The sequence below is a fragment of the Streptococcus sp. HMSC061E03 genome, from assembly GCF_001813505.1.
Lineage (GTDB): Bacteria > Bacillota > Bacilli > Lactobacillales > Streptococcaceae > Streptococcus.
Genome location: NZ_KV812784.1, coordinates 1,165,193 through 1,171,833 on the forward strand (window position 1 = coordinate 1,165,193; position 6,641 = coordinate 1,171,833).

The 6,641-nt window shown below is 41.6% G+C and carries 5 protein-coding genes and 1 pseudogene; 1 reads left to right on the forward strand and 5 read right to left on the reverse strand.

All coding sequences use genetic code 11. From position 1 onward, the window contains the following. Positions 1 to 196 precede the first annotated feature (196 nt). From HMPREF2917_RS05910 to HMPREF2917_RS05920, 3 genes are read right to left on the reverse strand one after another with little or no spacing between them, the layout of a single operon-like run. Positions 197 to 1,027 (reverse strand): hypothetical protein, encoded by an 831-nt coding sequence (locus HMPREF2917_RS05910; protein WP_070589535.1) that lies wholly within the window; start codon positions 1,025 to 1,027, stop codon positions 197 to 199. Further along, positions 1,024 to 1,824 carry a hypothetical protein gene (locus HMPREF2917_RS05915; RefSeq protein ID WP_070589537.1) on the reverse strand — a complete coding sequence of 267 codons (801 nt, stop codon included), beginning with the start codon at positions 1,822 to 1,824 and terminating at the stop codon, positions 1,024 to 1,026. Before HMPREF2917_RS05915 ends, HMPREF2917_RS05910 begins: the two co-directional genes overlap by 4 nt. Next, positions 1,818 to 2,147: a PadR family transcriptional regulator gene (locus tag HMPREF2917_RS05920; RefSeq protein WP_003012258.1), complete on the reverse strand. Its 330-nt coding sequence runs from the start codon at positions 2,145 to 2,147 to the stop codon at positions 1,818 to 1,820. The genes HMPREF2917_RS05915 and HMPREF2917_RS05920 overlap by 7 nt, the downstream gene beginning before the upstream one ends. Positions 2,148 to 2,407: 260 nt before the next feature. Between HMPREF2917_RS05920 and HMPREF2917_RS05925 the strand changes: the two genes are divergently transcribed. Further along, complete coding sequence (locus tag HMPREF2917_RS05925; protein WP_070589540.1) at positions 2,408 to 4,372, forward strand: peptide ABC transporter substrate-binding protein; 1,965 nt, start codon at positions 2,408 to 2,410, stop codon at positions 4,370 to 4,372. Between the two features lie 99 nt (positions 4,373 to 4,471). On the opposite strand, the gene HMPREF2917_RS05930 is transcribed toward HMPREF2917_RS05925, so the two are convergent. Together HMPREF2917_RS05930 and HMPREF2917_RS11690 are read right to left on the reverse strand one after the other, a co-directional pair. Next, the gene (locus HMPREF2917_RS05930; protein ID WP_070589542.1) at positions 4,472 to 6,475 is read right to left on the reverse strand and encodes an FtsX-like permease family protein; all 2,004 of its coding nucleotides are present in this window, start codon (positions 6,473 to 6,475) and stop codon (positions 4,472 to 4,474) included. Beyond that, positions 6,468 to 6,641 (reverse strand): annotated as a pseudogene (locus tag HMPREF2917_RS11690) (ABC transporter ATP-binding protein); the annotation flags it as partial. The gene HMPREF2917_RS05930 and the pseudogene HMPREF2917_RS11690, both read right to left, overlap by 8 nt.

Consider the following 6,641-nt stretch of genomic DNA (forward strand, 5'->3'; position numbering starts at 1 on the left):
CGTCGTCCCACCTCCGCACAGTTGAGTAGGGCATCTTTGGAACTTGAAAAGCGAACAACTACTTAGGAAACTTGCTTAGCAAGTCCTATCTACCACCTCAAAGCAGTGCTTTGAGCACTCAACCACTGCGTCTTGCTCGACAATCCAAAAATAATTGAGAGGCTAGGACTTTTGTCCCAGCCCCCCCCTTTTCTTACTATTTATCACTTTCCGTCCTATTCTTTTTCAAAGCACGAATCGTAAACCAATAATAAATAACCAACCCAAAGACGATGATCACTGTGGGCAGAAGAACCGTCATACCAAGATTCTGAACTCCTTGTGCCAAGGTCCAGCGATGTAAGAATCCAACCACTAAAAAGGCGACGATAGGAAAGATGAAAGCTCGTCCAAACTCTTCTTTCCATTGCCAAAGAATGAGAGCCCCGCTAGCCCCTGTCATGAGAAGAGTATCCCAAGGACTAGGGACTACAAACCAAGCAAGAGCTGGCAAGAAGCGGACTCCCACTATTTCACCGACAAAATAGAATCCTAGAACTAGAACAAATGCTACATAAATTGCTTTTTTCGTTTTTTCCTCCGCAAAAATGAGACGACGAAGGAGATAGAAGATGATCCCAACAGCTAGGAGTCCCAAAATGATGTCTGTCAAATAGACTAGTGGCTTGAGCACAAGGACCGCTTGAGAAGCAAAATCACTTAAGAGGCGATAAAATATCACAATACCTGAAAAGATAGCCCCATATTTCAAAACAGACCGCGTCGATTCTTTGGGCATATTTTCGATGATTTGGTCTGCCATTCCCTTTGGATCGAGACCAAAATAGTCCTTGGCCGTTAAGCCATCCGCTCCTGCTTGCGAAAAATCTAGCGCTAGATTATAGACCTGCTCTCTTAAGGCTTTCTCCTCATATAAGAAACCTGCAAAATTGAAATAATCCCAGAGATCTTGGAAATAGGCTTGGTCCTCCTGGCTAAAGGTTTGCATCAAGGCCTGCGTTTCTTCAAAATACATTGCTGATTTCATGCTTCTTCCTTCTTTCTTTGGAGACAAAATACAATAAGGGTCAGGACTAGTCCCATGAGAGGAAGTAACCAGCCTATTAAATGAGCAGTTTCCTGATTCACAAGACGAATCCAGCATCCTGTAACTAGGAAAGTCAGGCCCATGACTAGTAGACTCGACATCAGACGATTCCTGCTTCTAAAAGCCATGACCGTAAACCCAAGTAAGACTAGGACAGCGAGAACAATTGCCCAACCATCTGATAAGAAGAGACTCCCAATGTGGCCAAAATAGATCGAAAATTGTCGTACGATGTTCAGAAATACCATCAGGCTGATCACACTGATAAACATAGCCCAAGACCACTTCATTTCACCATAGCTCTGTTTAGACCAAAGCCACGTGATGAACTGGCTGAACACCAAGAAATTGAGGAGAATGACAACATAGGTCAAGGGTTCGATTTTTAGTGGCGTCATCCAGGTAAAATCCATTAAATAACGCATGCCAACCAAGATCACTCCAAGTAGGAAGACGAGTCCCACATAAGATCCTAAAGAGCGTTTAGGCAAGTCTGAAAGAACTTGATCCACCATCGCCCGTGGATCCTTTCCAAAATAATCCACCGCCCGAATGCCTTCTTTTTCAGCAACTTTCAGGTCGCAAACCATATTGTAGAGTTGTTCACCGAGTGCTTCATCATCATAAAAATAGGATTTGGCCCCAATATAGGCCACCATTTTTTTCACATAGGCTTGATCCTCTTTGTTTAGATGAATCAATTCATCTGACATTTTTTCGGTATAACTTTCTACCATTCTTCTCCCTCCTTCTTGATACGTTCTACTTTTGTGACTAGCTCCTGCCACTGGTCCCAAAATTCCTCTAAGCGCTCTCTTCCAGCATCACTGAGTGAAAAATACTTGCGATCAGGACCATCTGGAGACGGCCTCATTTCCCCATGAATGACCCCTTGTTTTTCTAATTTTTGAAGCAGGGGATAAATGGTCCCAGCGACAATCTTATCAAATCCCATCTCTTTGAGACTTTGGATCAATTCATAGCCATAGATAGCCTTTTTGGAAATAATCTCCAGCACACAGCCCTCCAAGACTCCCTTTAGTAATTGGGACTCTTTCATCCTTCTCACCTCTTTCTTCACATTTTTCACTAGTTTGTTTTACATACTAGTTTGCTCACTATCAGTATACTCTTTCTTTACTAGTATGTAAAGCATAATAGTAATTTTTTAAAAAAATTTTTATTCCTTAAAAATCCCTTAAAATCAAGGGTTTTACTGTATAGTGGTGTGTAAATATACAAAAAAAAGTTCAAAAAACACTTTATTTTGTAGATTGATTGGAGTATAATAATTAAAATTATTCAAAAGGAGACACGAATATGAAAAAATCGAAGCTTGCTCTTTTAGCAGGTGTCGCCGCGGCTTCAACGCTTTTCCTTGCTGCATGTGGCTCATCTTCTAATGCGTCAAAAGGGACTACTTACAACTACGTGTATGGTACAGACCCTGATTCCTTGAACTATTTGACTTCAAATCGTTCAACTACAAGCGACATTACAACCAACTTGGTCGATGGTTTGTTTGAAAACGATCAATACGGTAACTTAGTGCCTGCTCTTGCTGAGGACTGGTCCGTTTCAAAAGACGGTCTGACTTATACTTACAAGCTTCGAAAAGATGCGAAGTGGTATGATTCAGAAGGAAATGAATACGCTGACGTCACTGCACAAGATTTCGTGACATCTCTAAAATACGTAGCAGATAAAAAATCGGATGCTCTTTACTTGGTTCAAAACTCGGTCAAAGGCTTGGATGACTATGTAAACGGGAAAACCAAAGACTTCTCAACTGTTGGGGTAAAAGCTGTTGATGATCACACTCTTCAATACACTTTGAACCAACCAGAATCTTTCTGGAATTCTAAATTGACGACTGCTACCATGATGCCAGTTAATGAAAAATTCTTGGAATCAGCTGGGAAAGACTTTGGTAGCGTGAAACCAAATGGTATCCTCTACAATGGTCCATACATTTTGAAATCCTTCACTTCAAAATCACAAATCGAGTTGGATAAAAACCCTGATTACTACGACAAGAAAAATGTTCACATCGATACGGTTAAATTGACTTACTTCGATGGATCTGACCAAGACTATCTTGCTCGTAACTTCTCAGATGGGAACCTATCTACTGCTCGTCTCTTCCCAACAAGCTCAACTTACAGTACGATTGAGAAGAAATTCAAGGATAACATCGTTTATTCCCCACAAGATTCTACTGTTTACTACGCTTACTTCAACGTCAACCGTCAAAATTACGGCCATACGAAGAAGACATCTGATGAGCAAAAGAACAGCACGAAGACAGCCCTTCAAAACAAAAACTTCCGTCAAGCTTTGAACTTCGCTTTGGATAGAACTTCCTACAGCGCTCAAGTGAATGGGAAAGACGGAGCATCAAAAACTCTACGTACCCTTCTAGTTCCACCGACATTTGTGCAAGCAGACGGGAAAGACTTCGGTACGCTCGTTGAAGAAAAACTTGCCGCAACAGGAGATGAGTGGAAAGGTGTGAGCTTTGCTGATGCTCAAGATAGCTTGCACAATGTGGATAAAGCAAAAGCAGAACTTGAAAAAGCAAAATCTGAATTGCAATCACAAGGTGTTCAATTCCCAATCCATATCGACTATGTTGTAGACCAATCTTCTAATGCTCTTGTCCAACAAGCCGACTCTATGAAGAGCTCAATCGAAGCTGCTCTTGGTAAAGACAATGTCGTGATCGATGTGCAAAAATTGTCTACAGACGATGCGGATAACGCTACTTACTTTGCCCAATCACCAGACCAAAAAGACTTTGATATGGATATCACAGGTTGGGGACCTGACTTCCAAGATCCATCTACTTACTTGGATATCTTGAACCCAACAGATGGTTCAACCTTGACTGGTATGGGACTTGATCCTAAGAAAGACCAAGCTCTCATCGAAAAAATTGGTTTGAACCAATACAAAGAATTGTTGGATGCTGCCAATGCTGAAAAATTGGATACCAATGCACGTTATGAAAAATACGCTGCTGCCCAAGCTTGGTTGACAGAAAACGCCATTGTTCTTCCAATCTACTCTAAGGGTGGAGTTCCATCTATCACGAAGGTGACGCCATTCTCAGCAGCAAATTCTGCAATTGGTATTAAAGGTGAAACAAGCTTCTTCAAATACCAGAAAGTGCAAGACAAGACAGTCACAACGGCTGACTACGAAAAAACTTATAAGAATTGGTTGAAAGAAAAAGAAGAATCAAACAAAAAAGCGCAAGAAGAACTTGCAAAACACGTGAAATAATCACGAAAGAAAACACCGAGGATAAAATCCTCGGTGTTTTTTGTGCTAACAAAATGTTGTATGTTTCATCTTATTTCTAATCTTTTATAGACTCGAACGCTATCTCACGACAATCTTCCGATAACTTCTAGAAGTCAGAAGAAAGACGAGAACATAAGAGATGAAAAAGACAGCGCAGATGGAAAGAGTTGTTTGAAGGACCAAGCCCGTATTGGTTGCTCCTAAGATGGCAACGATTTTTGCGATCATCTTGTAGGCTACTCCTAGGTACAAGAAGGAGAAGAATAATGGGAGGAAAAAGACGGTGAGAATTTGTTTGCGAATGGTGGTGGCCGTTTGCTTTTGGTCCAATCCTACTTGTTGCAAGATCACAAAATTTTCCCGGTCCTCATAGCCTTCTGAAATCTGTTTGTAGTAAATGACAAGAACTGTAGCTAATAGAAAGATCACCGATAGAAAAATCCCGATAAATAGAAGAGTCCCTGCTGTTTCACGCCAATCTTTCTCTATACTGTATCGATCAAATCCACCAAAATAAGTCGCATCATATTGACTGATTTTGTCTGTCGAATACAGCTCTTTGATCAAGCCAGAAATAAAATCTTGGTTATCTTTATTTTTAGCAGTAATAGAGAATTCCAAATTTTTATCAACTTTTAGTCCCAGTTGGTTCAAGTCAGGGAGGACCAGGTACAAGCCCATTTGGTGTTGAAACAGGTCGGATTGAGGGAGTTTCCCTTGGATAAAATTGGAGTTTAGCTTTTCTTTAATCGTGAAGGTCTTCCCATTGATTTCTAATTGTGCGTCTAATCTTCCAGGATACTGATATCCATAGGCTAAGATTTCATTTTCACCAAGCTCAACTTTTTGCCCGGTCAGTTGCTCATAAGTCGCCTGATCAAAAAAGTAGACTGTTCCTTCTGACTTCAACTCCTGACCAGTTGATGGAGTGGACTGGTCATTCACCTCTAACACCTTTCCATCTATCCTTCGAATTTCAGCAGACCAGTATGTTGTCTGTGCCACCTGATAATCTGACAGATGTGTCGCATCAGCTGTTTTCTTAATTTGAGCTTGAACATCCTCGATAACCGGTTCTATCTCAGCATCTGAAGGCATGTGCCCTACACTAATCATGTAGTCAGAAGGGTAAACAGTATCTAGGTAATTCTGCCCTCCAATAAAGATATTAAGCGACCCGGTTAAGGTGACCAAGACCATGGTGGAAAGAATACTAATGGTCGCGAGGCCCGCTGCATTTTTTCGCATCCGAGCTATTAAGTTAGAGACAGATATAAAATTCTCTGGCTTGTAATAATAGGATTTCCGACCTTTGAGAAATCTTAAGAAGGTAATAGAGCCTGCGTTGAATAAGAGATAAGTCGCTAGAATGACCAAGATGACGGCAATAAAGAATCCTTGGACAGCCGCAACTGGCCGCTCAACGGTTAGCGCTATATAAAACGCAATTCCTAAGAGCCCAAGTCCTAACAGAGTTTGAACCAGCAAGAAGCGTCCCTTCTTCTCTCCTGCTTTCTTTTGCTGCATAAGGTGGAGGGAACTGTAGCGCAAGAGGCGGAAAGAATTCAACAAGAGAATGAGGCCAAAAGCTAAGGCTAACCCAAGTAAAGTGTTAAGAACAGCCTCTATCTGGAAGGTTGATTGAATGACGACTGGTAAACCCATACATTTTAGAAGCAAGGCGAAAATCAAGCGATCAAACAAGAGTCCCAAACCCAGTCCTACTCCAACTGTGAGAACATAGAAGAAGAGCAATTCCCATAAGGTCATGATGAGGAGATGCTTCTTCTCCATTCCCAGAACACTGTAGAGTCCCAGTTCTTTGGAACGATTTTTCATGACGTAGCCATTGGCATAAGCCACCAAAATGATGACGACCAGCTGGACGACGAAACTGCCAAAACCAAGAACAGTTCTCGCCGATCCCCCTCCGTAAGAATCCTCTAAATGAGGGGTCAATGACAAGGCGATAAAACTATAAAGGATCATGGTCGTTAAAATGACAGCTATAGCGAAAGGATAATACAACTTGCGATTTTGTTTGAGGTTGGAAAGTGCTAATTTACTTGTTAATTTAAACATCAGGATCCTCCTTTCCCGCCATGACCGTCAGAGTATCTGAGATTTCTTGGAACATCTGACGCTCTGTCTTTTCCCCACGAAAGATCTGGTTGTAAAGAATCCCGTCCTTGATAAAGAGCACGCGCTTGGCCCGAGCTGCTGCTGCGGTTGAGTGGGTCACCATGAG